The organism is Brevundimonas sp., from assembly GCF_018608325.1.
GTDB lineage: Bacteria > Pseudomonadota > Alphaproteobacteria > Caulobacterales > Caulobacteraceae > Brevundimonas.
The window spans coordinates 1-2,878 of the sequence record NZ_JABAZW010000156.1 but is presented as its reverse complement, the minus strand read 5'-3'; the positions used below and the strand labels follow the sequence as shown (position 1 = coordinate 2,878).

Sequence of the window (2,878 nt, the reverse complement as noted above, 5' to 3'; positions counted from 1 at the left end):
GGATCGAAGACATCGACGCCTCCAGCCGGTCCAGCATCAGGTTCAGCCCCTGGCCCAGTTCGTCCAGTTCATCGCCCGAATGGCGCACCGGCGCCCGCTGTTTCAGGTCGCCTTCCTGCACCGCCTGAACCACCTGATTCAGCCCGGCCATCGCCTGTTCAACCTTGCGGCTGATGTAGAGGCCGCCCGCCAGACCCAGCAGCATGACCAACGCCATCGCCCCCCACAGGGCCTGGGTCAGACGCGCCAGATATTCCTCGATGTCGCCGATGTCCTGACCGACGAACAGGTGCTCGCCGCCCGTCAGGGTCATGACCACGCCGATGGCGCGGCGGCGCTGCACCTTGCCCGATGGGTCGGTGTCGGTCAGGCGGAAGGTCTCCCAGTCGCCCTGGCCGACAGGCAGGGTCTCATCGATGTCGATGGGAGATTCGGTGATGTTGCCTGTGATCGTCTTTCCGGTGGGATCGGACAACAGATACAGATAGGGCCCGCCCCGGATCGACCGCTCCACCAGCGCCTGGTTCAGGGCGTCGATCCCCCGCGTCCGATGGATCGCCGTAAGCGCGCCCAGTTCGGTTTCCACATCCGCCCGCGCCCGCGACTGCGCCTCCGACGCCGAGGCGAAATAGACATAGGCCAGGATCGCCCCCGCCGCCGCCACGAACAGCGCCAGAAACAGCAGCGTCAGCCGGAAGGGTGTGCGGCGAAGGAGCGAGGGAAGGCGCATGGAGATTTAGTGGCGAGTAGCGAGTGACGTGTGGCGAGTAAGCAAGCGCACAGGGGCTTTTCGGCCCCTGACCACATGTCTGCGCCAGACGCTGCTCACCCTCTCGCCACTCCCCACTCGTCACTCGCCAATGACGTCAAGCCTCCAGCCTGTACCCCGCGCCACGCACCGTCTGGAGCATGGCCTTGTCGAAACCCTTGTCGATCTTGGAGCGCAGGCGGCTGATGTGGACGTCGATGACGTTGGTCTGAGGGTCGAAATGGTATTCCCAGACCTTCTCCAGCAGCATGGTGCGCGTCACCGACTGACCGGCGTGGCGCATCAGGAACTCCAGCAGCTGGAACTCACGCGGCTGCAGATCGATCTCGGTCGTGCCGCGATGCACGGTGCGGCCGATCAGGTTCATCTCCAGATCGCCGACCTTGAGCACGGTCTGCACGCCGCCCGTTTCGCGACGGCGGGCCAGAGCCTCAACCCGCGCAATCAGCTCGGCGAAGGCGTAAGGTTTGACCAGGTAGTCGTCGGCGCCCGCCTTCAGGCCCGTGACCCGGTCCTCGACCTCGCCCAGAGCCGACAGGAACAGGACCGGCGTCTGATCGCCGCCCTTGCGCACCATCTCGACCATGCCCACGCCGTCTAGGCGCGGCATCATCCGGTCGACCACATAGACGTCGTAGCCGCCCTTTTGCGCCTCAAGCAGGCCAAAGGCGCCGTCCACAGCATGGGTCACATCATGTCCGGCCTCGGACAGCCCCCGCACCATGGCGGTCGCCGCTTCGGCGTCATCCTCGACCACCAGAATACGCATTCAGCCCTCTCCGGAATCAAAATCGCCGCCCATCGGCGGCGATTCAGTGAGTTAAGCCTTGGTCAGAATACCAATCACTCGCCGCCCGTCAGCGGCAGCACCACCGGCGTGTTGCCGCGCGGGGTGCGGACCAGCAGCAGAACGCCCGGACGACCGGCGCTCTTGACCGTCTGGACCGCGCCTTTCAGGTCCGCGACCGAACTGACCGAACGGCCGTTGGCCTGGATGATGACCAGACCCGGCTGGAAGCTCATGCGGGCCGCGCGCGAGGACTGGTCCACCGCCGTGACGACCACGCCCTGAACATCGGCAGGCAGTTCATAGCGGGTGCGCAGCGCCGGGCTGATGGGGGCGACGGTCAGACCTTCGACCACCTCGCCCGCCGTGGCGCTGGGCTTGCCGGGGGTTTCCGCGCCCTCGTCTTCGCCCGCCGTCGAGGTCGACAGGTTGCTGGGGCGCGTGCCCGAACGGACGGTGACCGTCTGGCGACCGCCGTCTCGCAGCACGTCCAGGCGCAGCGTATCGCCCGGCTTGGCGTTGCCGACTGCGCGGGTCAGTTCCGTCGAGGTCACGATCGGACGGCCGTTCAGGGCCACGACCACATCACCCGCCTTCAGGCCCCCGCGCGCGGCAGGCGCGTCTGCGGTGACTTCGGCGACATAGGCCCCCTTGGTCGAGGCAGCCAGGCCCAGGCTTTCGCGGTATTCGTCGCTGAGGGTGATGATCTGCACGCCCAGATAGCCGCGCTCGATCGTCTGGCCGCTCATCAGGCGCGAGGTGATGGTCTTGGCCGTCTCTGCCGGAATGGCGAAGCCGATGCCGACCGATCCGCCCGTGGGCGAATAGATGGCCGAGTTCACGCCGATGACGCGACCATGGATGTCAAAGGTCGGACCGCCCGAGTTGCCCCGGTTGATGGCGGCGTCGATCTGCAGGAAGTCGGTGTAGGGGTTTTCGCTGCCGCCGATGTCGCGCACCTTGGCCGAAACGATGCCCGCCGTCGCTGTGCCGCCCAGACCGAACGGGTTGCCGATGGCGATGACCCAGTCGCCAACGCGCGGATCAGCCGTTTCTTCGAAGCTGACGTATTTGAAGTTCGAACCGTCCACCTTGATGACGGCCAGATCGGTGGCGGCGTCACGGCCGATCAGGCGCGCGGGCAGTTCACGCCCGTCCGACATCTTCACCTTGATCTCGGTGGCGTCGGCGACGACGTGGTTGTTGGTGACGATGAAGCCGTCCTGCGAGATGAAGAAGCCGGACCCGGCGCCTTGGGTCGTCTGCGGCTCGGCATCCTGTCCCTGACGTCCGCGTCCCTGGGGCGGCGCAAACTGGAAGGG

General features: G+C 66.3%; 3 protein-coding genes. All 3 read right to left on the bottom strand.

Annotation, left to right across the window (positions count from 1 at the left end; translation table 11 throughout):
* Positions 1 to 730, bottom strand: a 730-nt coding sequence (locus QZ281_RS15535) for a HAMP domain-containing protein (RefSeq protein WP_292229902.1), incomplete at its 3' end; no start/stop codon positions are given.
* Between the two features lie 136 nt (positions 731 to 866).
* Complete coding sequence (locus QZ281_RS15530) at positions 867 to 1,538, bottom strand: response regulator transcription factor (protein WP_292229900.1); 672 nt, start codon at positions 1,536 to 1,538, stop codon at positions 867 to 869.
* A gap of 74 nt (positions 1,539 to 1,612) precedes the next feature.
* Positions 1,613 to 2,878: Do family serine endopeptidase (locus tag QZ281_RS15525; RefSeq protein WP_292229898.1), on the bottom strand; the 1,266-nt coding region annotated here is incomplete at its 5' end.

Bases quoted from the DNA above. Each gene is read 5' to 3' on its own strand.
- QZ281_RS15530 (WP_292229900.1), bottom strand. From the start codon at position 1,538: ATGCGTATTCTGGTGGTCGAGGATGACGCCGAAGCGGCGACCGCCATG.